Raw genomic sequence first — 25,384 nt, 5'->3', positions numbered from 1 at the left:
GATCGGTAAGTCATGATTTATTTGGCCGGCTTACCAGTTCCGGACAGTGAAAGAGGTTTAATAATTCTATCGTCACGCCGATCGGTTCAATATGACTTTTGTCACGTTGCCGATCGGATTTACCGCACAGGCTTACCGGTCTTGATCAAACATGCGTGCAACGAAAAGCGGCTGGCGGGCTGCAATCAGTTGCGTGAATTGCGGATATTGAAACACGCTGCTGCTGGAGCGCGGATCCAGTAATAATGGCAATAGCCGTGCGGTATCCGGTCGTAAGGACGCATACAAGCTGCCAGGTGCGAGCACAGCGCGTTCGCGATAGCCATCCAGCACCGTGCAGGCATATTCCGGGGTATCGCCACCTGCGAAAACTTCACTTTCCAATAATCCTTCGAACGATTCAGTCATCGTGGTGAACGGGATTCGGTGACGCGCAAATAAATCCGCGAAAACATCCTTATGCGCTTGCACGATATAAGCACTGGGTAGCTGCAAGAAATCGTGAGCCGCAATGGCGCGATGATCGGCAAATTGAATAGACTCCAACTGCCGGGTATCGCGTCTGCGTAGCGTAATTAGTGCTTGCGGCGATTCAGCTCTACGCACATACGAACCGTTAAGCGGCATGATTCGCGGAAGCGAAAACCGCGCATCGCGCATCACGGTTGCGAGAATCGGCTGGCATTGCAAATGCAACACTCGCAATAACGCTTGCAAACAGTTCCACTGCTTTTCCATTCGCACGGCGATGTTGCGGAAGGTCGGATGCGGATCGGCTTTCGGTTCCATCGGCGTTTCCAGCAAAATCGCCAGCGCACCTCGCAACCCGGCTTTGTTGCGAAAAGTGCGCATCGTCAAATCCCCATGCGTAATGGGTTGTTTCGTTGAGGTGATCTCGCGGATGTAACGTTGTGCGCGCAAACCGCGCGCTTCAACCGCCGAGATCAAAGCCGGCAACAGTTGCGATTCCGCATAGTTCCGCAGATTCTCGGAAATCGCCGGATGACAGGCAATATCGAATTGCGCCTCGAAATCGGTCAAATAGCCCTCGAGTCCGAGGGTTTTGCGCTTCAATACGGCTGATTCATGCATATCAAGCACCACCATCGGTTGATAGCGTAATACCGCGGTATCCAGAGCACAGCTTTCGGGTTGCGACAACAATACAAAATCGCGATTAATATTGACATCATTACCGTTCTTGCTGGAATCGCGCTCGCGGCCATCCGGGTTGGCATTCGGTACGATCATGAATTCAAAATCTTCCAGCAGGCACTGCAGTTCACCCGAGAGTACAGCGCGTATCAGATACAGCAATGCTTCGCAACCGGCTGCTTCCGATGCTCCATGCTGCGAACCGACCAACATGATCCGCAATTTTTGCTGAGCCGCATGTGGATCCTTGGAACGGTCACCGCAATACAGCGCCAGAATTTCCCGTCCTTGCGCTGAATGACCGATGCAATCAAGCCGCGCAAGTGGCGCGGCGATGGATGCAAACATCCGCAAATAATGGACAATTTCACCCGAACTCGAATAGCGCTGAAAACCGTTCTGCTCCAACGGTGTTTTAATCCGCTTCATGGTGGGTCTAAAAGAATTCTCTCGGAAGCGCGATAAATAAAAAACTCTTCTTCCGGCTTTACCAACCGCGCATACTCAGGATAACGGAAAATACTGCTAATCGAGCGCGGATCCAGCAATAAAGCGGCGGTACGGCCGTTTGGCTGAAACAAATCAATAAGCAAACTGCCACGCGCGATCGTCAAGGATTGATGCGTCTCCGCCAGCAATTCAGCGCGCATCTCGCTATTAACAGGTGTTTTGACTCGCATCGCAACCACTGCATGATCTATCGGCTGCAATACCGTCTGATAGTCGATGCGGTGACGCGCGAGCACTGAACGGATAACATCTTGATGACGGGTAACCACCAGCATCGGCGGAAAGGCTATCTCATCGGCATTGATTTGTTTGCGATGATCGGGAAAATAGCGTTGCTCGAGTTGACCGGTATCCAGCCGCCGCATTGGAATGGCTGTCTGCGGCTGTTCCTGATTCAATGTATAGCCGGCATACAGCATGAGCGGTTCATGATGCAGCATGGCGCGCGCCCAAGCCGTCTGCGCTTGAATCTCGGTATGCCGCTCATGCACCAGCTTCAGAAACGAATGCAAACACAACAACTGCCGCGCTACCCGTTGCTCGATATTCCGGTATGTCGGAAACACTGCTTCGCGTGAATCCAGCTTGGTTTCGACCAGCAGCGACAGTACACCCGACATGGCCGCGGCATTGCGGAAATTGTGCAAGGTGAGCCCGCCGTTGGTGATCGGCTGTTGAATGCTGGTAATCTCGCCAATGTAGCGATGCGCCGGCAATCCGTCTATTGATACCCGGTTGATTAATGCCGGTAAGAAAGTATTCAGGGCGTAATCCCGCAGCGCCGCCGGTACCGCCGGATTGTTACTGATTTCGAATTGCGCATCGAAGTCGGTCAGATACCCCTCTTTGGCGAGTGTTTGCCGTTTCAATATCGCCGATTCATGCGAGTCAAGCAAGATATCCGGCGCAAAACGCTCCACTGCGGCTTTCAACGCGCGGGTTTCGGGTTGCAACAGCAATACGAAATCGGTATTGATATTGACGCGGTTGGCATTCGACCGCCGCCCCATGTCCCGTCCATCGGGATTGGCATTGGGCAGCAAAATTATATCCAACTCCTCCAGTAACGGCCGCAGGTATCCGCTCGCCAATTCCCGCGCGATCATCAACATCGCCTCACCGCCCGCAGGTTCTGCGGCACCATGCTGCGAACCGGCGATCATGACCGTTAGACGCCGCAGCGTATCGTCACGGCGCGGTGCGGAAAATCGTATGACTTCGATCGGATGGCCCAGAACGCTGCGACCGACTGATTCCACCCGCGCCAGCGCCGGATAACTTTCGGCCAGCGCATGGATATAGCGACTGATCTCGCTCGACGTGCTGATTCTGGCATAGCGCACCGCTTCCAGCGGTGTTTGCAGCGGGACAATCCGCCCATTGCATAACGCACTGTAAGCTATTGTAATGAATATAAATATTATGACTATCCGTATGCGCATCCCAGTAACCAGGCGAAAATAAACGACTCGATAGACAGGACATCCGTACCGATACGTGTCCTGCTCTTTTACTTAAACAATAGTTACTAAGTACCAGTAAAAAAGGAATAATTTCCCATTTCACTCACCCCTCTTTCAGTTTATCGTACACACAACTGTTTTAAGCATCATTATTTAGACAGCATTCACAACAATAAGCAGCAAAGCAACAAGGTTTTTTAAGCTGTAGAAGGCAATTCACGGTACTCGGAACAAGTTAACACCGCGGATTGGTGGATATTATGGCAGAAACCGGCCATCCGCCGGACCGGTGAAATAAATATATCGCGTTGTAACTGATTGGAGATTTCATCATGCGTATTGTATCGATTCTTGCATTACTCGCTTTAACGAGCGGTTCCGCTACCGCGGCTGTTTACCAGATTGGCGACAATGATGGTTATGGTGCGGGCATTTGCGACAACTGCTCACACACCTTCGACGGCTTCACTGCCGATTATGACGGCCGCAGCGCTGCGGAGAAACTGGCAACGGATGGCGCGCAATATACGGACACTTACAGCACCACGCAACCGGGTTATAGCCCGCATGGGTTGGAAACGGTTGCCACTTTTCATTTCAGCGGATTAGGCACGCATTGGACATTCGGTAAACTGGAAATCGATGTGGCGGATTTCCAGGCTTCCGAATTTGGCGCCGTTGCCGCCGCGTTTAACGGCATTTCTCAAGACTTTGCATTTAACGACGGCTACACAAAAACCGCGATTCACTCTTTCGTGTTGAGCGATGCGGTATTGAATTCGATTAATGCGACCGGTGAGTTGATCGTCACCATCGATCGCAATAATTCCAGCGATTTTTATGGAATTGATTACCTGAGACTGACCGATTTCACCGAACCAGCGATGTTTATGCCGCCGATAACGCACACGGCTGCCTTGCCGGTGCCCGAACCTGAAACATATCTGATGCTGCTCGCCGGTCTGGCGTTATTGAGTTTCGCCTATCGCCGCAACCTCAAGCCGATCGGCTTAACGGCTTAGCGGCTCAACCTTTTTTCGATGTCTCAAAACAAAAACCCGCTTCGGCGGGTTTTGTTTTTCCGCGCAGCCGCAAGCGTGCAATCGATAGGGTGCAAATCGGCGCTGTGCTACAATTTCCTCCGTACACAGCGTCAATCCAAACATTTGCATTACCCTCAACGATTCCATCCAATAAAGGACCGTTATGAAAATCGTCTGCGTTGCTTTGTCCGCTCTTGTTTTGTCCGCTTGCATTTCCCAACCATTGGAAGCACCGCCGCCGCCCGCATATGTAAAGGCAGTGCCCGACGATTGGGAACAAGCATTCCGCACAAAAACTCAGGAAAAATCGGCTTATCTGCAGTCGCATCAGGTCGCATACGATTGGTTCGGCAATTTCGCTTTCAGCGAAACCGACGGCATTCCTTATATCGCGTTGAAACTCATACCGAAACTGGCGCCGGAGCTCTGGGGCAGTGCTGAAAACTTTCTCGACGCGGTGGGTTTGTTCATCGACGAACGGCAACCCGCATATCCGGTTGCGCGCGGTATCGGCTTCAGCGGCTTGTCACGTGCCGATGCCAACAGCAATATCGACTATGCTTCGTTCACCTGCGGTGCCTGTCATATCGGCCGGGTGCGGCTGGAAAACGGTCAATTCGATTATCTCGATGGCGGCGTGAACACCACCTTCAACATCGTATCGTTCCGCGTCAAGCTCTATCAAACTTTGCAACAAGCATACGGCGGCAAAACCGGCAACGACAAATACCAATTGCTGACGCAGAAATTGCTGGCGGCGCTGGATGAAGCCCATCAACAGAATCCGCATTATTTTTATAACAACTTCCAATCCGCCACCCGGCATTTTGATGCGGATTACGAAGCCGCTCAGATCGCCTTGTTCAAGAAGAACGCCGAGCAAACGATCAAACAGTTTGCGCAACGCGTTGAAGCCGAGTACGATGGTTTCGGCGCCTTGATCGCTAAAAACTATGCCGGCTTCGAACAACCGATGCTGGCCGGTTTTCCCGGCATGGCCGATGCCACCGGCTTGAGCGCGGTCAACGGTTATATCAGTGCACGTAAAAGCCCGATCCTAAAATGGTTTGCCGGACTTTCGCTGCCGCCGGAACCCGGCATTACCGATTTCATGTCGGTATGGGAACAAGACAAGCGCCGCGCCAGTTGGGATAAAAGCCATAAGCGGCTGATTAATGGCGGCGGACAATGGAACGGCAACGTGCCGATCCCGGTGTACCGCAACCTGATCGCCATGCTAACGCTCGGTCTGGAGCAAACCGATGTGCGCGTCGCGGCTTTTGCTTCGGAGTTACTCGATGGTTTACCGGCCAGCCCGTACCCGTTCACCGTCGATGTTGCGCTCGCTAAAAAGGGACAAGCCTTATTCGCCGAACACTGCGCCGATTGCCATCAACCAAAAAACGGCAAGGTGTACGACACTCTCGGCACCAGCATGAAACGCGCTTACGTGGTCGGCGCGCTGTTGAACTATGCGGCGCGTAAGGAGCTGTATGACAATTGTTCGCCGGACACCACGGTGCAGTTATACGGCGAGAATGTCAAGCCCTGTGCCGAATTCGACGACGTCTCGATGGTTGGCAAGAAAAATCTGCTGATGTCGCCGAACAACGAACACCACGGTTACAACGCCCGGCCGTTGAGCGGCATATGGGCGCAAGCGCCGTACTTGCACAACGGCACGGTACCGACGGTTTACCATCTGCTGGTGCCGGACGAACGCCCGGCCAGCTTTGTCAAAAGCCGTCTCGATTACGATGCGAAACTGCTCGGCTTTGCCTGGGAACCGCAGTACTCCGCCACCATCAGCGAAGGCTATCCATTCCAAGCCAATGCCATCCCGGCACTGAGCAATCAAGGGCATGACAAAGACATCGTGGAAGGCAAAAAAACCTACCGCCTCAATTGGTCGAACGATAAGGAAGGCGCATTTGCCATCATCGAATACTTGAAAACGTTATAACTTTCAATCACTCACCTAAGGAGCTACCATGACCCAACCCGTAATTCAGCCTTATCTGATGTTTGGCGGACGTTGCGAAGAGGCGCTGGAATTCTACCGCACCGCACTGGATGCGCAGATCGACATGTTGATGCGTTTCCAGGAAAGCCCCGATCCGCCACCACCCGGTATGCTGCCTCCCGGCTTTGAAAACAAGATCATGCACGCCAGCTTCCGCATCGCCGGGAATATGCTAATGGCGTCGGATGGATGCGAAGTCGGTTCGCAATTCAAAGGTTTCTCGCTGTCGATTTCGGTTGCCACCGAAGCGGAAGCCGACCGGTATTTTGCCGCGCTGTCCGACGGTGGCCAGGTACAAATGCCGTTGACTAAAACTTTCTGGTCGCCGAAGTTCGGCATGCTGACCGACCGCTTCGGCATCAGTTGGATGGTCAATGTCGTCACTACCGAATGCAACGGATGATAGTTCGCATCCCAATCATGGGCATCGCTGCGGCGATTGGATTGACGGTTAGCGGTTGCACCGCGCAGCAACTCTACTCCACCAGTCAATCGTGGCAACGCACCCAATGCACTCAGATGCTGGATCAACTGGAACGCGAACGCTGCCTGTCGAATACCAGCACGCCGTATGAAACGTATAAAAAGCAATCCGAACCCGCCGATACCCGGAAGTGACTCGCGCATGAATCCTGACGAGCAGCCCGACAAGCTTACCTTTGAGACCGCCGCGCAGCACGCCAGTCGGCAAGTGCCGGTTTTCCCGCCGTCGTGCCGGGCCGATGAAGTGCGGCAAGAACTGGCGGGGCAGCAATACGAAAACGCAAGTCTCGTAATTGTCTGCAAGCAGCAAAAATTTCTCGGCGTAGTGCGCATCGAGGCTCTGTTGGCCGCTCCAGCCGGTGTCACGCTGAACGATCTGATGGATCGCGAAGCGCCCGTTGTCGCGCCGGGAATCGATCAGGAAGTCGCCGCCTGGCATGCCGTGCGCAACGAAGAATCCGCCTTGGCCGTAGTGGACAGGGAAGGCAATTTTGTCGGCGTGATTCCGCCGCACCGGTTGCTCGCGGTATTACTGTCGGAACACGAGGAAGATTTATCGCGCTTGGGCGGTTTCACCAAAAGCACCCTTGTCGCCCGCACCGCCAGCGAGGAACCGGTGGAACGCCGCTTCCGCCATCGTATTCCCTGGCTCATCGTCGGGCTTAGCGGCGCCCTGCTCGCCGCCGATTTCGTCGGCTGGTTCGAATCACAGCTCGAGAAAACGGTGATGCTGGCATTCTTCATCCCCGGCATCGTCTACCTGGCGGATGCGGTCGGTACGCAAACCGAAACCGTCGTCGTGCGAGGATTGTCGGTCGGCATCGGCATGCAGCGGATGGTCAAACGCGAATTATTGACCGGCCTCGCCATCGGCTTTGCACTCGCAGTGATTGCCGGGCCATTGGTATGGTGGCGCTGGGAGCAAGCGGATGTCGCGCTGTGCGTCGGATTATCGGTATTCGCCGCGTGTTCCACCGCCACCGTGGCGGCGATGACGCTGCCCTCCTTGCTCGACCGGTTCGGACTCGATCCCGCCTTCGGCAGCGGCCCGCTCGCCACGGTGATCCAAGACCTGCTATCGATCCTGATTTATTTCGGTATCGCCAGCGCAGTGGTGCAGTGACAGGCTGAGACCTTTGCACGGCTACTGCGCAGCACGATAATCGCGTTAAAAATTCGCGAAAAATGCTCATTTACCCTATGTAAACTGCGCTTTTTCACAAATTTTTGCCTTATTCTCGCACCGCTCATGACGCCGTGCAAAGGTCTCAGGCTATTAATTCATACAAAACTGACACGCTATGAACTTCGAACAATTGAGCGAACAACAAATTCTGGCGATTGCCGAACCGATCATGGGCAATCTGATGGACGCCTCCACGCACCGCGATCACGCCCGGCATATCCGCGACTTCACCGGACGGCTGCAAGCCATCGTCACGCCGGATTACTTTGAATGCGTCTGCCGGCAATACCAGGCGGAAAAAGGCTTTTTCACCACCCGCACCCCCGTCGCCGTCTTCCGCCGCCCCGACTCGGCAGCGATCATCTGGAGACAATCGTTCACGAAAGCACCCGGTGAATTCGTCGCGGAAATGATGCTCGTGCATCGGGATGGCCGGTATTGGGTGGATCATGTGATGGTGTTTTGAAGTTTTGGTTGAAGTTGACTCATGGAATCCGTTTTTTCGGATCTAAGAAAATTTGTTATGATGGAAACTAAATTGACCAATCTCTATGAAACATAAGAACATCCTATGACGCATACAGTAATCAATCTCATTTTTGACAATAGATGCGTCATTTCGGGCGTCTAATTTTAATCAAACAACATATGGCCGAGAATCGGAAAATAAGATCTCAACCTAAAACTGCAATGGGGACGCGAAGAGCAGTTGAGATCTCGGCTTGCCTTTGGATGGATCTCCTTGGTTATGGTGAAATGCTTAGGAAATCTAATTTTGACTTAACGTTGCCAGAATCACTTATAGCCATCGAGAGACTCTTTTTATTTCAGGATGTTATATCAAGCCATTCCAGCCGTCTCTTTACAACCGTGGTTTTAAATGATGGCTGCGTTATGCAAAGAAGGTTAACTCCTAGATCTAAAAGCGTTACTTATGATTTCTTACGCAGAGCATACTGCCTGCATCAGGTAGTAAACAGCGTTGAGGCCAAAAACAATTTTCCGGGTGTCCGCAGTGTTGTAGCTGTTGGTTTTCGATATAGGCGGACGAGTGACAATAAAACCCAATTAGTCCAGAACGTTGGCAAAAAGTACTGCGATAAAGTGAAAAGTGGCGAACTATCTTTAGAAGAAGCAGTATTTAAAGCCCTTACATTCACTCCTAGTTTTGATCTTGTACCTGAATTGCAAGCTAATTTTGCCTTCTCAAAGGCATATATAGCTGATTCAAAGGGATCAAAGGGTGGATTTGGTGGAGCAAATTTTTTTCTTGATGTAAATATGCTCCCCAAAAATCTGCCCAAATGGATTCGCTATGACGAAGTCGTTGAGCTTAAAGAGGAAGGAATTGGTGGAAAATTCCTAAAAGTCTCTGAAATGGATCTTTTACCTGGAGAAACTGAAAATCATGATTTGCCAGATGCGTTCGATATTGCAACGGCGATTACTGGTTCTACTGATACAGCAATACTTTTGAAAAAAATGAAACTCGTCGGTGGTAATCATCGTGTTGCCTAATGAGTCGCTCAAACGGATGCTCGCTATCACATACACCGCTTAGCCTACCTTAGTTGTCAAGATAGAAATCATAGTGAATCAGTAGTGCCTGTTTAAAAAATGATATCGAAATGATATCTTTCAAGTATTTGAAACACTCTCTGCATCTTAATAGTCAAAGACTCAAATAGGAGTAACTTAATTGGAAGAAATTGTGACGTGGATTTTTGATAATAAAAAATGGCTATTCTCCGGTATAGGCTTTGGGATCATTGTTTGGATAGGACGTCTCATCTTCAAGAAGACTTGCACTTCATCCACACAAACCATCCACTCAGGTAATAATTCCACCAATTTTCAGGCGGGGCGAGACGTTAATATCAGATCGAAGAAAAAGCAAACAGATGTGGAATAATAAACAGTCGATTTCTGCCGGAGATAAATCGATAAATCTGATCGCCGGTCGCGACATCTATTATTCTTGCGAAAGAAATATTCCGACAGAACTTGTTAACCAAAAAATTCAAGAGGAAGTTGAGAGACTTCGAAAATCCCGATTCTTCCCCGGATTCAATCGTAAAGAATCATCGCTGAAGCTTGGGGGTCGCCTTTTTGAAGGCGATCTTTCGAGCGGTTCGGATAAGATTAGGGGCGAGGCGTTGGCATGGTGTGCCCGAATTTTGTCGTCAGACTTCCTTGAGCAAGCACAAAATTACTTAGGACTTGCGAAGAAACTCGGAGATTCACCAAAAACTACGATCGCAGAAGCATTCATCATTTCCCAGAAGGGAGAAAAAGCAGTGGCACTTAAGGCCCTTGCTGGTATCGACTCTCACGCTTCGCATTCTGCCGGTTTGATAATCGTTGCACATCATGATGGCTATGAAAATGCTCTACTTTGGATGGATGCCGCAAGCTATAAAGTTGGAGATCTGGATTCGGACGGCAAAGCTATTCTCTTATTTCATCAGCTTCAACTTGGCCGCTGGGATGAAATTGCTCAGACAGTCGATGCACTTCTCGAAATTGACTTTAATGAAACCCCCTTCCTTCACCATTTGGCAGCTCTAGCAAAGCTAGTTCGTACCATTCCAAAAGCTTTACGAGCTGATGTTCTGACACAAGTTCCTTTTGGTGCGAAGGAATTTCCTCTCTCATCGGATACCGCTGCGATAGATGCGAGAAATACTGCGCATCAACACTTTCTGGATGCAGTAGAGGTTGCAAAGCAGCTGGATTGTCCAAACGCTGCAAAAATTTTTGACGAGTATGCGCTTTGGCTAGAGCTGCGCGACCCGACACAAAGTGCACATGGAAAGAAAAGATTAGAAGACAAACTCCGAGATCCGCATACCGCACTCGGTTTGGTTCACTACGCACTTCAGTTCGGCATCAAACTGAACCTAGAAGCCGTAGAGCAGGATATCGAACGGAGTATCGCCATAAATGGCGGAATGACTATTGAGGCCGCCCTAGCTCGTTATGCACTTGCATTTACGCAATCGACCCCCGAGGAGGTGGCCGATTACCTCGATCGCCACTACAGTCAACTCGCTAATCACATCAATACTAAGCTGATGCGGTACCGTCAGATCGAAATGCTTGCACGCGCAGGTTTGGTCGACAGGGCAAATGAAATACTTAGCCAATTGATTACAGAGGGTATTCCTACTGAACAAGAAAGCAGTAATCTCCAGAGAATCATAACTGAGGCTCAAGGGAGTGATCCCATTGAATCCCGTAAAGCACAATACCAATCAACTAAAACTATCAGCGATCTAATCGACCTTGTCTCCGAACTGGAAGAACATCACCGTTGGAACGATTTGTGCGAATTCAGCAAACTTCTGTTTGAAGAAACGCACTCACTTCGCGATGCTGAACGCCTCGTGAATGCTTTCAACAATACGCACAGATCAGAAGAACTGGTTGGTTTCTTGAAAGAAAACCACTACCTGTTATCTCAATCCAACCATCTGTGCTTATCATATGCCTGGGGTTTATATAATGAAGGTGCATTTCTTGAATCTCGTGCTGTGCTAGCGGAACTCGGTGATGATATTGAGAGCACTAATTACCGAGCCCTGCAGGTAAATCTCGGAATTGCAACCGGTGATTGGGCATCACTTTTCGCTTATATTGCTGCCGAGTATCAGAAAAGAAATGACAGAAGTGCGCAGGATCTGATTAGCTCTGCGCAACTGGCGCTTCATTTGGGTTTATCTTGTGCGAAAGATCTAGTCTTCGAAGCAGCAGAGAAAGCCAGAGATGACCCCAATATCTTAGCTTCTGCATACTTCATCGCAACAAGTTCTGGGGGGGAAGATAATCCACGTGTATTCCAATGGCTCGAGAAGGCTGCAAAAATATCAGGAGAAAATGGTCCGCTTCAAAGAGTAAGCATGAAGGATATTCTTGATCGAAAGCCCGAATGGGATCGCCGCACATCAGAAACGTGGCGCTTGCTTGCACAAGGGCAAACACCCATCTTCCTCGCTGCCCAGTCACTTAACCGGACTCTCATCGACCTTACGGTCTTCCCGGCATTGGTCAATCTCACGGAGCTAGACCCGAGACGAAGAGGCACAATTCCAGCTTATAGCGGTAAGCGTGTGCCGTTAGAATTCAAAGTCTGTGAAAAAACCGTTGCTCTGGATGCAACCGCACTGCTCACCTTGAGTTTCCTGAAAATACTCGATGTGGTGCTCGATACATTCAAAGCTGTATATATCCCACATTCGATGCTTGGATGGCTGTTTGCGGAGCGTCAAAAAACCGCTTTCCATCAGCCTAGTCGTATAGCAAATGCACATAAAGTTCGGGACTTTCTGGCAACAGATATGTTGGAAAAGTTCACTCCTAGCACTGCGGCAAGCAGCGATCTCTGCGCTCAAGTCGGCGATGAGCTAGCAGCATTGATCGCCGAGGCGGAGAAGGTGCGGGATGATGATACACAGCATATCGTTGTTCGCTCTGCTCCAGTGCATCGTCTTTCAAGTCTTATGGAGGAAGAAGCGGATCTATCCGCGCATGCACAGGTCTTGAGCAGTTGTCTTGCGGTGGTGGAGAAGCTAAGACAGAAGGGACAGATTACCACTGATGAGGAAAAACGGGCGCGCGTTTATTTGCAATTGCAGGAGAAACCGTGGTCAAATCAGCCCATCATTGCCGATGGTGCGACTCTATATCTTGACGCTCTTGCCATCACGTATCTGCAACATCTTGGAATGCTTGGAAAGTTCAAAGCCGCGGGTCTTAGAGCTGTAGTCTCACCCAAAGAGGTTTCCGAAACGAATGCTTTTATTTCTTTCGAACGCACTTTTAATGATGTGAAAGATATCATTGAGGATATCCGTGCTTCTGTAAGTTCGCGGCTAGAGGCCAAACGTATTAAGGCTGGTAGAAGCCTAGCCTTTAGTGAAATCAAAGACAAATCAATTTTAAATCACCCTTCAGCAGAGATTTTTGCTCTGGCCCCTTATTGCAACGTTGTAATTGTTGACGATAGATTTCTCAACCAGCATGCACACATTGAAAGCGGTGGCATACAAGTTCCCGTCTTTTCAACTCTGGAACTGTTGGATACTTTGGTAGCGGCAGGTGTTTTATCGAATGATGATCGTCTTGAACATCGGACACGGCTGCGCCAGGCCGGTTACTGTTTCATTCCGGTCACTGCAGACGAACTCCAACGATGTTTAAGCAAATCAAGCGTTTCCGACGGGAGGGTGATTGAAACTGCTGAACTGAAAGCTATCCGGGAATCCATTCTCCGCATCAGAATGAGCGACTGGCTGCAACTTCCAGAGGAAGTGCCTTGGCTGGATAGTACGCTCAAAGCTTTCGTTCAGGCGCTAAAAAACCTATGGATTGATGGGATCGATATCGAAGAGATCACTACTCGCTCAAACTGGCTCGTTGATCAGATAGACATTCGAGGATGGGCACATCGCCTTATTCCAGATAAGGCCGACAATGTCGTTCGGACTGAGCATGCTGCATCTCTTCTCTTGTTACTAGCTCCGCCCGCCGGGGTTCAGCAAAGCGTTGAGGATGCTTACCACAATTGGGTGGAAGAAAGAATTCTGGCCCCAATTCAGGAACAGTTTACCGAAGTTTATGAATGGTTTATCGATAGATATCGCAGCTTCGTTGCCCAGATAGCTGATACCCCGATCTCGGATGAGGAGAAGGATAATCTGTGACCAACTCATCAAATGAAAGAGCGATTTTGGCAGCTGAAGCATTGAAGTTCGTCCCGCCACTAATACGTAAGAGCTTGTTCAATGACAAGAATTTCATAGAAGAATACAGTTTAAAGACTGAAGTGATGATTACCTTAGGGGAAAGTGATGTCTCTGTTCAACGTTCAGATCTTTTCGATGCTGTTCGTACCATTCTCGCCGGTAAAGCCTCCGTTAAATTAAATGACGTTGAAGATAGAACGTGGAATCTCACAAATAATGCACGCGAAGGTGAATTTCCGAATTTTGTTCTTTCATCTGATCAACAACAGCTGATGCTGCCTGACTTCTCTGTACTTTCTGGAGATGCCTCTACACGCATTCGTTCTCTGGAGAAATCTGCTTCAGACGTGAACCTTCCGCTCAGTGCTCAGGAAAAATGGCGAAGCATCCTTTTAGAACGTGCGTTGGAAGACGACGAAGTCTGGATTTTTCACAGTGATATATGCGACACACCGGTTCATGTGGAGCGGACTATACAGAATGAGATCATGGCAAGCAAAAGTACAGTTTCGTCTCTTGTTCCATATTCGCAACAATATTTTGAAAGACTTGTTGGCATTTACGACGGAAGCGGCTCAATCCAGGATTATGCCGTCGGTACAGGGAGTCAAATTTTTAAGCAGTTGATTGAGTGGCGTCCTTACGACGGCTTTCTCTTCAGTCTATTACTTTCTTCACACTCGGCACTGACTACCGAAATCAAAGCTGATCATCTCGATCGGAAGGACTTGGTAAAAGCGTTTGACTATCTGGAGAAACACGGCGACACACTCTCTCGGATTGGTGCGTTTGAATTTGGATTGCGAATTCTTCCAGATAGACCGGAAGTCGAGCCTTTCCTGCTGCAGCTCGTTCATCGAATCCGTGATGATGACGTAGAAGGCGCAGTCAGTGAATTCAAGTTGTTCTCTGCTTTGTTTGTTCTAGTCGACGGGGAACTGGCCAGAACACGTCTTCTCTCCGATAAACCACCCTTTTATCGAAGATTGGCTTCTCTGGCTCAAGCTGCATTGATCCATCGCCAGCTTGTGCAAAGCGAAGTTAATTACGATCATTTTTGCAAGTGGGTATACAAAAATCGTGGCGAGTATTTTTATATGCAATCTCTCACGGATATGCGCGCTGAGCCACGATGGGTCCCTGATTTTGCGACTGCACCTCAATTGCAGGCGGACTTTCTCGGCCGCATCATGATTGCAGGTAATAATTTTCAGGCAAACCTTGGTAGCGGAGAGTTACGTGACACAATTCTCAGCGATGGAAAGCAAAGTCTTATTAAACGTTGCAAATTTCCGCATCCGTACTTCCCAGGGCCGCTCGAGGGAGCTGAAGATAGCCCAAGTGTCTTGCCTAATGACCTTGCTCGTATCATTGAAGAGCAACTCGACAGCGACAAAGTCGAAGCGGCCTCGTTTATAGCTCTCGTCAATTCAGCGATGATTTTCAGGATTACATCTGATCAGTCGGAGTTAGCAGCAAAAGCTCTCAGACTCAGCAACTACACGCTCGCTAATCTGGAGGACAAATCCCAATTACTAAACATTTTAAACGGTCTGGCTACAGTTGCAGCCGCGTCTCGAAATCCGGCACTGGCCGATGAACTCCGAATTCTTGTACGTCGTTATCGACGGGATTCCCAGTATGGCTTCACTGCCGAAGAAGCACTAAAAATATGCCTTGTAGCTTCCGCTGCAAGGAAAGAACTCACGGAATGGTGTAGATTTTCTGGTGATTGGTTAACTGAGCTTGCTTTTGACGACTTGAAAGAAAATGAAGGCGAAGTTTTTCATTCCCACCTATTGATATTGTTGCATTCAGTTCCTGAATTGTGGGTTTCGTGCGCTAGGGCAGATGCGGCATTGCGAGCATGGTGTTTTCGTTAATAACATTGTCGCGAAGTTTTTTGTTTCTTTTCGGATCAACCAGATCACCTGCCAGAGATACCAGAAAAATCCATTAATTTTAGATACTTAAATTACATTAATTGTTAATAGCGCAAATAATACTTCTACCGAATATGAAAAAGTTTTTGAATAAACTTTCCTCCATTGTATTGATCATTCCACCTTTTCAAGCAACTGGAGCTCACAACGCTTAGCTTGATCCCAATCGAAGTAAATGATTCGATACCGAATTTCGAAACACCACATTGCAGCTTAAAACCCATTTCAACTTGAAAGCTGGCGGATAAGTTCTAACGATGTCCGGGCAGGCCGCGACGGCCTCCATGACCATGACCTTTACTGAGTATGACCACCGCCGCGATGATTCCAGCGGTCACGATGACGACTGCCGCTGTGGCTGCGATGGTTCCCCAGTCGATGACTTTTTTATAGAGCGGGTAATCATCCCGCCAGCGGATGCGTTGCCAGATTTCTTCGGGCGTGAGTAAATACGGCCGTCCGAGCGTATCGCGCGTGACCACGACTTCGCGATCTTCCCGAACATCGATGGATTGCGCAGTATCTCCAAGCGGAGTCACGTCAATCGTTCCGCTGATCACTGTGACTTTCGTTTGATGCTCCGTGACTTGCAGATGCAGGATGGCGTTACTAGCGTCTATCCGGGCATGCGGCGTTTCTATCTGTTGCCGGCAGTCCGCCGTATCCGCGTAGGCATTGCCGGCGTTGAATTCGTCGATCTCAATCGTGCAAACCGGACCAGCCGCTTCGAACTCGACGCGCGCGCTGCTTTGCGGCCCGGTGTTTATCCGGGAATGGTTCGCCAGCTTCGCGGAAACATCAACCGGCGTACCGTCACGTAAAGCGCTTTCCCCCGCTGCAAATACCAAACCGATCGTGGCCTTATCGACCTGATTGGGGATGTGAAAACGCGCGCTGGAATTCTCATCTTGCTCCCAGAACCCGCCGTTTCCGGTCGCATTCCGATCGTCGATGGGTACGGTTTTACAAGCGCCGAGCAATAACATGGCTAACAGCAGTATCAACACGATTGCGCAGCTCGGTAGTTTCAGCTCAGCAGGTTTTAATGCTTGAATGGAAATCGATCCAGCTTTTCTTTGTTTGCCGGGGAATGATCCGGTGGTGATGGCGCTCATGATGCTTCTCCTTGTGGTTATTTTTTCCAAGCAGATGCGGATGAGCCACTGTACTTCGGTCTGGGTGAACCGGGACTGAATGATGCCGGGGGATAATCGTCTGATTTTCTTAAGCAATGCCGGAATCGGTCTTTCAGGAATGACGAAGGAACGTCAGTATGCTGCCAACAGTAGCAGCGGAATTATGCGGCTTTGCCGCTCGTAGGATGCTTTAGGGTTCTTCGGTTGTGGAAACTACACGCACAACGCTTCGGTCAACGACTTTACTTCAGCGGCTGAGTCTTTCAGGATCTCGCTGAGTGTGTCTTCGTCGGTTAATACATCAAGGTCGGCGGTCGCATCCGCGCCGATCAAGTTAGAGGGCAATACAAAGGGGGATTTGACGGGCGCCAGTTGATTGGCGATCAGCAATGTGTCGCCAAGCGTATCCGGCGGGAAAGATAAGTAACCACGCCATAGGTATACGATGTCGTCGATCACCGATTGCGGCACCGACAGCGCTTTGAGAATCGCGGTGCCGATGGTGATTTCGCAATCGAGTTCACTTTCGTCTTCCAGATCTTCGTCCGCGTTCCACGAGCTGGCCATGCTGGCGTCGATCAATCCGGGAAAATATTTTTCGCGCGCCAGCAAATAGAACCAGCTAATTTCGTGAATCATACCGGCAAACAACGCGGTTTCGGGATCTTTGCGGGTGACGCGGCGTGCAATGACTTGCGCCAGCGCGGCGACATACGCGGAATGTTTCCATAGTTGTTCGGCTTGCTCGCTTCTACCTTGCGGCCCGGTCAGTTGCTGTACGGCTATGACCGTTGCCAAATTGCGCACCGTGCGCATGCCGATCAGGGTAACTGCGGAGCGCACATCGGTAACTCTTTTTCCCGAACGGTTAAACACCGTGGAGTTGGCAATCGCCACCACTTTGGTCGACAGCAGCGGCTCGGCTTGAATCAGCCGGATTACGGCATCAAGGCTGCAATCAGGATCTTCCAGCTTTTCCTTGATTTTGATCGCGGCTTGGGTCGAGGTCGGAAAAATCAAGCGTCCTTGCGCTACTTCCGCAGCCAACGCACTCAATATCGCGCTTTTCTCCATGCAAATTTCCCTTATCTCCGCCGCCGCAAGAATTCGGCCAATTTTTGATGAATTCAAGCTTAAACCAAAGCCGTCAAAAGCAATTTCAAAATAAAAGCAAGGAATAATAGCTATTTCTTCGATTGTTTCTTTAATAGGTTGCAGAGATTCCTGGTTTCCGTTGCGATGAGGAATCTTTTGGGGGACGGCTAATTAAAGTTTAGCCGGTTCGGGTCGTAAAAACAGCATCAGCAATGCCACTGTAACAATCAAGTACCTGAAAAATTAAAACTCACTGGATAACGTTATGAAAATTCTTGTTCACTTCAAGTCTGGATTCAAGCAAATATTTATTGTTCCCAAAAGTATGCTGGCACTCGAATTCCGCAACATGGCCAAAGAAATCGGCGGCGCTATTGAAAGCATTGAATTTTCATTACCTTCCCGTAATCAAGCAAATTTTGCGAGTCACGACTATCGCAACGGCGTATTGCGGTTACCCGATAAACACTAGTGCCCGCCAGCGCCCCCGGATGCGACCCAATTAAAATGGAATATCGTCTTCCATATCGTCAAAACCGCTAGGGCTCTTCGTCGAAGAAGGGCGGTTGGAAGCTGCACCGCCTTCTTCGTGTTCAGGCGACGATTCAAAGCTACCACTACCGGATCGGTTACCCAACATCTTCATATCGGTCGCAATAATATCCGTCGTATAACGCTCCACACCATTCTTATCAGTCCATTTCCGGGTTTCCAGTCGACCCTCGACATAAACAGGACGCCCTTTTTTTAAATATTCCCCGGCAATTTCGGCCAGTTTCCGATAGAAAGTTACGCGATGCCATTCGGTTTTTTCCTGTTTCTCGCCATTTTTGTCTTTCCAAGTATCGGTTGTTGCCAATGTAATATTGGTAACCGCTTCACCATTCGACATGTAACGGGTTTCCGGGTCTTTGCCCAAGTTACCGATGAGTATCACTTTATTGACAGAAGCCATCTATGTTTCCTCCCCAAGCAATTGAATCACTTTTTCTTCGTCGAAGCCTTTCATGTCCACTTTCAGATAAGCCACCCGTTCATTGACCAGCACCAGCGCTTCAAACACACCGGGTATCGCCGCCAGTTGGCGCGACAATTCTTGCGATTGGTCCGGATTCATTTCCTGTACGGGATACATTCTGGAACGCACTGCGGCAGGCGCTTTCATGGTAATCGCCAACACCAGCCACACCGCCAGCAACACACCACAAAACGCATACAAGGCACTGCTACCATAGGTACCAAACAAATAACCGCCGACAGCGGCGCCGGTAAACGCACCGAGAAACTGCGTGCTGCTGTAGATACCGATCGCTGTTCCTTTGGCACCGACCGGTGCGATTTTGGAAATCAGCGAAGGCAAGCTGGCTTCCAATAAATTGAACGCGGCAAAGAAAACCAACAATGCGCCAGCCGTCCCCCAGACCGACTCAGATGTCAGCGCCAGCAATACCTGCCCGAACAGCAGCATTGCGATCGCGGCCACAAAAACCTGCTTGAGCTTGGCTTTTTTCTCGGAATAAATAATGGCCGGCACAATGAGTACAATCGATAGCACCAGCACCGGGAAATAAATCTGCCAGTGCGTATCCGCCGCCATGCCCGCCTCGCGCAGCGTCAGCGGCACCACCAGCCATAGCGCCATTAAAGTGGCGTGCAGCGCAAAAATACCGTAATCCAAGCGCAATAATTGCGTGTTGCGCAAAACGCTGCCCAAACTGGCGGACGATGCTTCGGTGTCGGAATGGAATCGGCTGATGACCGGATCGGGAATCACTTTTTTCACCACAATGATCGCCAGCAGCGCCAATATCCCGGTCATGGCAAAAATGCCCGGCACGCCGATCCATTGGTTCAACACCGGTGCGGCGATTAACGAAACGGCAAACACCACGCCGATGGTCATGCCGATGGTCGCCATCGCCTTGGTGCGATGCTCTTCCCGCGTCAGGTCCGCCGCCAATGCCATCACCGCCGCCGAAATGGCTCCGGCTCCCTGAATGACCCGGCCGATGATAACCCAATAAATATTGGTCGCAAATGCGGCGATAAAACTGCCGATAATGAACAAAATCAGTCCCAGATAAATCACCGGTTTGCGCCCGATCCGATCCGACAGCCAGCCGAATGGAATTTGCAAAATCGCTTGTGTCAAGCCATAAGCACCCAGCGCGATGCCGACCAGCGTGTAGTTATCCCCGCCAGGCAACTCTTCAGCGTAAAAAGCAAACACCGGTAAAATAATAAACAAACCCAGCATGCGCAAGCCATATACACCGGCCAAACCGATCGTCGCACGCACTTCCGTTGGGGACATTTTTTCAGATGATGATGAAGCAGACATGAATCAGGTTGTGATATTCCTAAAAAGTTGGGTATATTAACAGGTTGACTCTTACATAGATAGTTCATGGAATCCATAAAAATACGCGGTGCACGCACGCATAATTTAAAAAATATCAGCCTTGATCTGCCCCGCAACAAGTTAGTGGTCATTACCGGCTTGTCGGGGTCTGGCAAATCTTCGTTAGCTTTCGATACGCTCTACGCCGAAGGTCAGCGCCGGTATGTTGAATCGCTGTCGGCATACGCCCGGCAATTTCTGCAATTAATGGAGAAACCGGATGTCGACCTGATCGAAGGATTGTCCCCGGCCATCGCCATCGAGCAAAAAGCAACGTCGCATAACCCCCGCTCGACGGTCGGCACTGTCACCGAAATTCACGACTATTTGCGCTTGCTGTTCGCTCGCGTTGGCGATCCGTTTTGCCCGGATCACCAAATCGTTCTGACCGCGCAGAGCGTCTCGCAAATGGTCGATCATGTGTCGCAGTTGCCTGCGGATACCCGCTTGATGATTTTGTCGCCGCTCATCGTGGAGCGCAAAGGGGAACAAGTCGAGTTGTTTGACGAATTGCGCGCACAAGGCTTTGTGCGGTTACGCATCGATGGTGAAGTTTATGAAATCGATGCATTACCGAAACTGCAGAAAAACAAAAAACATACTGTCGAGGTTGTGGTTGATCGCCTGAAAGTTTCCGCCGATGCCAAACAACGGCTGGCCGAGTCATTCGAAGTTGCGCTGCGCCATTCGGACGGACGCGCTTTGGCGGTGGAGATGGATAGCGGCCAGGAGCATTTATTTTCGGCCAAATTTAGCTGCCCGGTATGCAGCTATTCATTAGCCGAGTTGGAACCCAGATTATTTTCCTTTAATAACCCGCTGGGCGCTTGCAACAAATGTGATGGTCTAGGACAGATCACTTTCTTTGATCCATCGCGCGTCGTAGCTTTTCCGCATTTATCGCTAGCTGCGGGCGCCGTGCGCAATTGGGATAGGCGTAATCAATTCTATTTCCAGTTACTTATAAGCCTCGCTGCGCATTATCAATTTGATCTGGAAACGCCTTTTGAGAAACTCGACGAATCGATCCGAAACATTATTTTGCATGGTTCCGGTAAAGAAAAAATAAAATTCTCCTATTTAACGGAGAGCGGCCGCAAACAGCAGGATATCCATCCATTCGAGGGCATTATCCCCAATCTGACCCGGCGTTATAAAGAAACCGAATCGCAGACCGTACGTGAAGAATTGGCAAAATACCTGAACGCACAGACTTGCCCGGAGTGCCAAGGCACGCGCTTATGCCGCGCCGCGCGGCATGTACATGTCGCAGGACAGGCGATTTACGAAATCAGTGCATTGCCGTTAAGAAAAGCCAGAGAATTATTCGATCATCTCGAATTATCCGGTCATAAGCAATCCATCGCGGAACGCATCATCAAAGAAATTTCCAGCCGTTTGCAATTTCTCAATAATGTCGGATTGGATTACTTATCACTGGATCGATCAGCGGATACGCTATCGGGCGGTGAATCCCAACGCATCCGCTTGGCCAGTCAGATCGGCTCCGGTTTAACCGGAGTCATGTACGTTCTCGACGAGCCTTCCATCGGTCTGCATCAACGCGACAATGGTCGTTTGCTCGATACCCTCAAGAATCTGCGGGATCTGGGTAATAGCGTCATTGTGGTTGAGCATGATCAAGATGCAATTCAAATTGCGGATTACGTCGTTGACATGGGCCCCGGCGCCGGCGAACACGGCGGATTCGTGGTAGCGCAAGGCACACCGCTCGAGATCCAGCAACATACTGATTCATTAACCGGAAAGTACTTGTCGGGCGTGCTGGCGATCGATATTCCGCCGCAACGGCACCCGCCCAGCACGGATCGGATCTTGCGTATCGAAGGCGCCACCGGAAATAATCTGAAAAATGTCACACTTAACTTGCCGGTCGGGTTGTTTGTTTGCGTGACCGGCGTTTCCGGATCGGGTAAATCGACACTCATCAATGAAACCCTGCATCGCGCGGTCGCACGTCATCTCTACGGCAGCAATGACGAGCCTGCATCTTACCGGCATATTGATGGACTGGCATTCTTTGATAAAGTCATTAACATGGATCAAAGCCCTATCGGACGCACACCGCGTTCCAATCCCGCGACTTATACCGGTTTGTTCACACCCATTCGCGACTTATTTGCCGGAGTGCCGCAAGCTCGTGAGCGCGGTTATGCGCCGGGGCGGTTTTCATTCAACGTCAAAGGCGGTCGCTGCGAAGCTTGTCAAGGCGATGGCGTGATCAAAGTTGAGATGCATTTCTTGCCGGATATTTACGTCACTTGCGACGTCTGTCACGGTCACCGCTATAACCGCGAGACCTTGGAAATTCAATATAAGGGCAAAAATATCAGTGAGATTCTACAAATGACGGTAGAAAATGCATTGGAGTTTTTCCAGCCAGTACCAGTAGTAGCCCGCAAACTTCAAACATTGATGGATGTCGGCCTAGGTTATATCACGCTGGGACAGTCCGCCACCACTCTTTCCGGTGGCGAAGCGCAACGTGTCAAGCTATCGCTGGAACTGTCAAAACGCGATACCGGACGCACTTTGTACATCCTTGATGAGCCGACCACCGGCTTACATTTTCAGGATATCGATCTATTGCTAAAAGTGTTACACCGGTTGCGTGACCACGGCAATACCGTGGTCGTCATCGAGCATAACCTGGATGTCATCAAAACCGCCGATTGGATTGCTGATTTGGGTCCGGAAGGAGGCGACGGTGGCGGTCGCATTGTGGCTGAAGGTACGCCGGAATCAATTGCGGCGAACCCTGACAGCTTCACCGGTCATTATCTCCGTCCTATGCTGTCCAAGTGAATCCGCGCGATTATCTACTTGAAAGCTTCTCGGTCGCCGTCAAAGCGGCTGATCCGACTCAAATTGTGCCGCAATATCTGCCAAAACCACCTCGCGGCCGCACGTTTGTGGTTGGCGCCGGAAAAGCATCCGCAGCCATGGCGGCGGCATTTGAGCGCGCTTGGCCTGCCAGTGCACCATTCGATGGTATTGTCGTGACGCGCTATGGACATGAGCTCCCCGCCCATACCATCCGAATCGTCGAAGCCGGGCATCCCATTCCTGATAGAAATGGCGAATATGCAGCACGGGAAATTCTTGCGGCCGTACAAACGTTAACCGACGAGGATTTATTACTGTGCTTATTCAGTGGCGGCGGTTCCAGTCTCCTTCCTCTGCCAATCAATGGCATTTCACTGCAAGATTTGCAAACAGTAACGCGATTGTTATTACTGAGCGGCGCCAGTATTCAAGAAATCAATATCGTCCGCAAACATCTATCCGCAATTCAAGGCGGCAGGCTTGCAGCCGCTTGCCGCGCTCCTATTCTTGCATTGATTATTTCGGATGTCACCGGCGATGACGCGATCCACATCGCTTCCGGGCCATGCACGGCCGATCCTTCCACATATTCCGACGCCCTCGCGGTACTGGAACGTTATCATCTGGATGTGCCGCCGCCGATCTTAAAGCTATTGCGCGACGGTCAAGCGGGAATCCTTGCGGAAACACCGAAACCTGGCTCTCCGCTCTTCGCCCGCACCGATAATAGAATCATTGCAAATGCACACCAATCATTGGTAGCGGCGGAAAACTATTTCCGAGCTTTGGGGTTCAATACGCTGATACTCGGAGATACGGTAACCGGAGAAGCCCGCGAAATTGCAAAAAGTTATGCCGCATTGGCGCGAGAAATCAAATCATATCCGCGATTACTTAAAACACCTACGGCTTTGCTTTCTGGCGGAGAGACTACGGTCACTATCAAAGGTGATGGTCGCGGTGGCCGTAACACTGAGTTCTTGCTCTCGCTATTCGTTGAGCTTGCCGGAGTGGATAATGTATATGCCTTAGCGTGCGATACCGACGGATTGGATGGTACAGAAAACAACGCCGGTGCAATCTTATCACCGGATTCTTTTAACCGTGCCAAACAACTCGAACTAAATCCTGCAGCATTTCTATCGAACAATGATTCGTATACTTTTTTTCAGCGTTTAAACGATTTAGTCATTACAGGCCCCACACACACCAACGTTAACGATTATCGGGCAATCCTCATTCTTTAATCGGGCACGTGGATTTCTCATTGAAAGTGATCGGAATTTCCCGATCCCGGTCTACTTGAATCGAAGACAGTAATAAACCTTGTTCAAACCACCGGTTTATTACATACTCGTAAAACTGCTGATTTCTTGTGACGGGAATGGACGAAGCTAATTGCTTTCCGCATTCGGTAAGCACCACCTGCCCCAAATCCAGATAATTATTTTCATCAGTCTGGAAACCGATTTTGGTAGGCTTGCCGCAATAAAACAGGCGCGTATGCTTACCCAATCCTTTCTTCACGAATCCGACTTTTTCAAAATAGATCAATCCGATATCCGCCAATCTTTGCAAGGATGCTTCAGTTACTCCTTGATCGGTATAAATCGAATGATTCGCGTCAAATACCAATGGCAGCGATTCACCCTGCACCCAAAGAAATTGGCATAATGCTTCAAACGCAGACCGGTCTTCGAAAGTTAATTCGGTTTCAAGGCTGTGTTGCTCGTCACAATCATGCGTTTTTTCTTCCGTTTGCAAATTCTTCGGTCGAAAAAACCGCTCAATCGCAGAAAGTAAGCTGCGAATTGCCATCGTTTAATTATTTATCTGATTTTTCAGAATTCTTTGGGTCATTGACCGACTCAGATGTAACAACCGTATTTTCTTGTTGGTTTTCAGTCTCTTCCAACTGTTCAGTCCCTTCCGCTTGTTTTGTTACTTTATCCTTCGCTTTCGAAGTGTCTTTCACTTTTAACTTTCGCGATTTAATCTCGCGATTGATTTCTTCAAGAAAAGCAAGATTATCCTTGCGTTGTTTATCGCTTTTATACCAAGACATGCAGGTAATGGCGCCCATGATGATCAAAATGATACTCATCACATCGACGCCATCCAGAATCATGAATGTAACGCCGGTTGAAACAGCAAAAGCCCCCAATAATCCTGTGAATAACCACATTTTCGTGCCTGATCCGGAATTTTTACTATTCTTCCCCAAAGATTCAAGACTATCACGTGTCGAAATCAGCTCTTCATCTGTCCATTTTTTCATACTCATGTCAATACCATCTCCATAAAAATACGCTCGTGTGCGATTAAGTTTAAATAAGAATCCAGAAGAAGTGCACA

Annotated in this window: 21 protein-coding genes; 13 read left to right on the top strand and 8 right to left on the bottom strand. The window is 49.7% G+C overall.

The features are described 5' to 3' along the window. Window positions 1–132: 132 nt before the first annotated feature. On the bottom strand, window positions 133–1,584 hold the full coding sequence (locus KF839_RS02055) for a M14 family zinc carboxypeptidase (protein WP_292916159.1): 1,452 nt from the start codon (window positions 1,582–1,584) through the stop codon (window positions 133–135). After that, window positions 1,581–3,107, bottom strand: a complete 1,527-nt coding sequence (locus KF839_RS02050) for a M14 family zinc carboxypeptidase (protein ID WP_292916158.1) — start codon at window positions 3,105–3,107, stop codon at window positions 1,581–1,583. Before KF839_RS02050 ends, KF839_RS02055 begins: the two co-directional genes overlap by 4 nt. Before the next feature lie 353 nt (window positions 3,108–3,460). On the opposite strand from KF839_RS02050, the gene KF839_RS02045 reads away from it, so the two are divergent. The 10 genes from KF839_RS02045 (at window position 3,461) to KF839_RS02000 (ending at window position 15,490) form a co-directional block, all read left to right on the top strand. Further along, entirely contained in the window at window positions 3,461–4,150 is a 690-nt protein-coding gene (locus KF839_RS02045; RefSeq protein ID WP_292916157.1) for a PEP-CTERM sorting domain-containing protein, read from the top strand. Window positions 4,151–4,334: 184 nt separating this feature from the next. Then, window positions 4,335–6,134 (top strand): c-type cytochrome, encoded by a 1,800-nt coding sequence (locus KF839_RS02040; protein WP_292916156.1) that lies wholly within the window; start codon window positions 4,335–4,337, stop codon window positions 6,132–6,134. 28 nt (window positions 6,135–6,162) lie between these two features. Further along, window positions 6,163–6,597: a VOC family protein gene (locus KF839_RS02035; protein WP_292916155.1), complete on the top strand. Its 435-nt coding sequence runs from the start codon at window positions 6,163–6,165 to the stop codon at window positions 6,595–6,597. Next, window positions 6,594–6,812, top strand: coding sequence for a hypothetical protein (locus tag KF839_RS02030; RefSeq protein WP_292916154.1), 219 nt, complete (start codon window positions 6,594–6,596; stop codon window positions 6,810–6,812). The genes KF839_RS02035 and KF839_RS02030 overlap by 4 nt, the downstream gene beginning before the upstream one ends. 7 nt (window positions 6,813–6,819) lie before the next feature. Further along, on the top strand, window positions 6,820–7,800 hold the full coding sequence (locus KF839_RS02025; RefSeq protein WP_292916153.1) for a magnesium transporter: 981 nt from the start codon (window positions 6,820–6,822) through the stop codon (window positions 7,798–7,800). 178 nt (window positions 7,801–7,978) lie between these two features. Further along, on the top strand, window positions 7,979–8,329 hold the full coding sequence (locus tag KF839_RS02020; protein ID WP_292916152.1) for a hypothetical protein: 351 nt from the start codon (window positions 7,979–7,981) through the stop codon (window positions 8,327–8,329). A 182-nt stretch (window positions 8,330–8,511) separates the two neighbouring features. Next, window positions 8,512–9,381, top strand: a complete 870-nt coding sequence (locus KF839_RS02015; protein WP_292916151.1) for a hypothetical protein — start codon at window positions 8,512–8,514, stop codon at window positions 9,379–9,381. Between the two features lie 181 nt (window positions 9,382–9,562). Continuing rightward, window positions 9,563–9,775 (top strand): hypothetical protein, encoded by a 213-nt coding sequence (locus KF839_RS02010; protein ID WP_292916150.1) that lies wholly within the window; start codon window positions 9,563–9,565, stop codon window positions 9,773–9,775. Then, window positions 9,765–13,565, top strand: coding sequence for an HTH domain-containing protein (locus KF839_RS02005; protein ID WP_292916149.1), 3,801 nt, complete (start codon window positions 9,765–9,767; stop codon window positions 13,563–13,565). Before KF839_RS02010 ends, KF839_RS02005 begins: the two co-directional genes overlap by 11 nt. Then, window positions 13,562–15,490 carry a hypothetical protein gene (locus KF839_RS02000; protein ID WP_292916148.1) on the top strand — a complete coding sequence of 643 codons (1,929 nt, stop codon included), beginning with the start codon at window positions 13,562–13,564 and terminating at the stop codon, window positions 15,488–15,490. Before KF839_RS02005 ends, KF839_RS02000 begins: the two co-directional genes overlap by 4 nt. A 311-nt stretch (window positions 15,491–15,801) precedes the next feature. Here KF839_RS02000 and KF839_RS01995 read toward each other — a convergent pair whose 3' ends face one another. After that, window positions 15,802–16,665: a hypothetical protein gene (locus KF839_RS01995; RefSeq protein WP_292916147.1), complete on the bottom strand. Its 864-nt coding sequence runs from the start codon at window positions 16,663–16,665 to the stop codon at window positions 15,802–15,804. 234 nt (window positions 16,666–16,899) lie between these two features. Next, on the bottom strand, window positions 16,900–17,760 hold the full coding sequence (locus tag KF839_RS01990; RefSeq protein WP_292916146.1) for an HDOD domain-containing protein: 861 nt from the start codon (window positions 17,758–17,760) through the stop codon (window positions 16,900–16,902). A 286-nt stretch (window positions 17,761–18,046) separates the two neighbouring features. On the opposite strand from KF839_RS01990, the gene KF839_RS01985 reads away from it, so the two are divergent. Next, entirely contained in the window at window positions 18,047–18,253 is a 207-nt protein-coding gene (locus KF839_RS01985; protein ID WP_292916145.1) for a hypothetical protein, read from the top strand. A gap of 30 nt (window positions 18,254–18,283) precedes the next feature. On the opposite strand, the gene ssb is transcribed toward KF839_RS01985, so the two are convergent. After that, a complete protein-coding gene (ssb, locus tag KF839_RS01980; protein ID WP_292916144.1) occupies window positions 18,284–18,736 on the bottom strand; it encodes a single-stranded DNA-binding protein in 453 nt (150 codons plus the stop codon). Continuing rightward, a complete protein-coding gene (locus KF839_RS01975; RefSeq protein ID WP_292916143.1) occupies window positions 18,737–20,095 on the bottom strand; it encodes an MFS transporter in 1,359 nt (452 codons plus the stop codon). 93 nt (window positions 20,096–20,188) lie between these two features. Between KF839_RS01975 and uvrA the strand changes: the two genes are divergently transcribed. Next, complete coding sequence (gene uvrA / locus KF839_RS01970) at window positions 20,189–23,008, top strand: excinuclease ABC subunit UvrA (protein ID WP_292916142.1); 2,820 nt, start codon at window positions 20,189–20,191, stop codon at window positions 23,006–23,008. Next, window positions 23,005–24,276, top strand: a complete 1,272-nt coding sequence (locus tag KF839_RS01965; protein WP_292916141.1) for a glycerate kinase type-2 family protein — start codon at window positions 23,005–23,007, stop codon at window positions 24,274–24,276. Before uvrA ends, KF839_RS01965 begins: the two co-directional genes overlap by 4 nt. Here KF839_RS01965 and KF839_RS01960 read toward each other — a convergent pair. After that, window positions 24,266–24,847, bottom strand: a complete 582-nt coding sequence (locus tag KF839_RS01960; RefSeq protein ID WP_292916140.1) for a hypothetical protein — start codon at window positions 24,845–24,847, stop codon at window positions 24,266–24,268. The two genes, KF839_RS01965 and KF839_RS01960, sit on opposite strands and share 11 nt — an antisense overlap. 7 nt (window positions 24,848–24,854) lie before the next feature. Then, entirely contained in the window at window positions 24,855–25,313 is a 459-nt protein-coding gene (locus KF839_RS01955) for a hypothetical protein (protein ID WP_292916139.1), read from the bottom strand. Window positions 25,314–25,384: the final 71 nt, after the last annotated feature.

The organism is Nitrosomonas sp., from assembly GCF_019635155.1.
Classification (GTDB): domain Bacteria; phylum Pseudomonadota; class Gammaproteobacteria; order Burkholderiales; family Nitrosomonadaceae; genus Nitrosomonas.
The sequence above is the reverse complement of the archived record's forward strand: the minus strand, read 5'-3'. Positions and strand labels throughout refer to the sequence as shown.

Excerpts from the sequence above, each read along its gene's own strand:
- KF839_RS02055 (WP_292916159.1), bottom strand. The coding sequence starts at position 1,584 with ATGAAGCGGATTAAAACACCGTTGGAGCAGAACGGTTTTCAGCGCTAT.
- KF839_RS02050 (WP_292916158.1), bottom strand. The coding sequence starts at position 3,107 with ATGCGCATACGGATAGTCATAATATTTATATTCATTACAATAGCTTAC.
- KF839_RS02045 (WP_292916157.1), top strand. The coding sequence starts at position 3,461 with ATGCGTATTGTATCGATTCTTGCATTACTCGCTTTAACGAGCGGTTCC.
- KF839_RS02040 (WP_292916156.1), top strand. The coding sequence starts at position 4,335 with ATGAAAATCGTCTGCGTTGCTTTGTCCGCTCTTGTTTTGTCCGCTTGC.
- KF839_RS02035 (WP_292916155.1), top strand. The coding sequence starts at position 6,163 with ATGACCCAACCCGTAATTCAGCCTTATCTGATGTTTGGCGGACGTTGC.
- KF839_RS02030 (WP_292916154.1), top strand. The coding sequence starts at position 6,594 with ATGATAGTTCGCATCCCAATCATGGGCATCGCTGCGGCGATTGGATTG.
- KF839_RS02025 (WP_292916153.1), top strand. The coding sequence starts at position 6,820 with ATGAATCCTGACGAGCAGCCCGACAAGCTTACCTTTGAGACCGCCGCG.
- KF839_RS02020 (WP_292916152.1), top strand. The coding sequence starts at position 7,979 with ATGAACTTCGAACAATTGAGCGAACAACAAATTCTGGCGATTGCCGAA.
- KF839_RS02015 (WP_292916151.1), top strand. The coding sequence starts at position 8,512 with ATGGCCGAGAATCGGAAAATAAGATCTCAACCTAAAACTGCAATGGGG.
- KF839_RS02005 (WP_292916149.1), top strand. The coding sequence starts at position 9,765 with ATGTGGAATAATAAACAGTCGATTTCTGCCGGAGATAAATCGATAAAT.
- KF839_RS01995 (WP_292916147.1), bottom strand. The coding sequence starts at position 16,665 with ATGAGCGCCATCACCACCGGATCATTCCCCGGCAAACAAAGAAAAGCT.
- KF839_RS01990 (WP_292916146.1), bottom strand. The coding sequence starts at position 17,760 with ATGGAGAAAAGCGCGATATTGAGTGCGTTGGCTGCGGAAGTAGCGCAA.
- KF839_RS01985 (WP_292916145.1), top strand. The coding sequence starts at position 18,047 with ATGAAAATTCTTGTTCACTTCAAGTCTGGATTCAAGCAAATATTTATT.
- ssb (WP_292916144.1), bottom strand. The coding sequence starts at position 18,736 with ATGGCTTCTGTCAATAAAGTGATACTCATCGGTAACTTGGGCAAAGAC.
- KF839_RS01975 (WP_292916143.1), bottom strand. The coding sequence starts at position 20,095 with ATGTCCCCAACGGAAGTGCGTGCGACGATCGGTTTGGCCGGTGTATAT.
- uvrA (WP_292916142.1), top strand. The coding sequence starts at position 20,189 with ATGGAATCCATAAAAATACGCGGTGCACGCACGCATAATTTAAAAAAT.
- KF839_RS01960 (WP_292916140.1), bottom strand. The coding sequence starts at position 24,847 with ATGGCAATTCGCAGCTTACTTTCTGCGATTGAGCGGTTTTTTCGACCG.
- KF839_RS01955 (WP_292916139.1), bottom strand. The coding sequence starts at position 25,313 with ATGAGTATGAAAAAATGGACAGATGAAGAGCTGATTTCGACACGTGAT.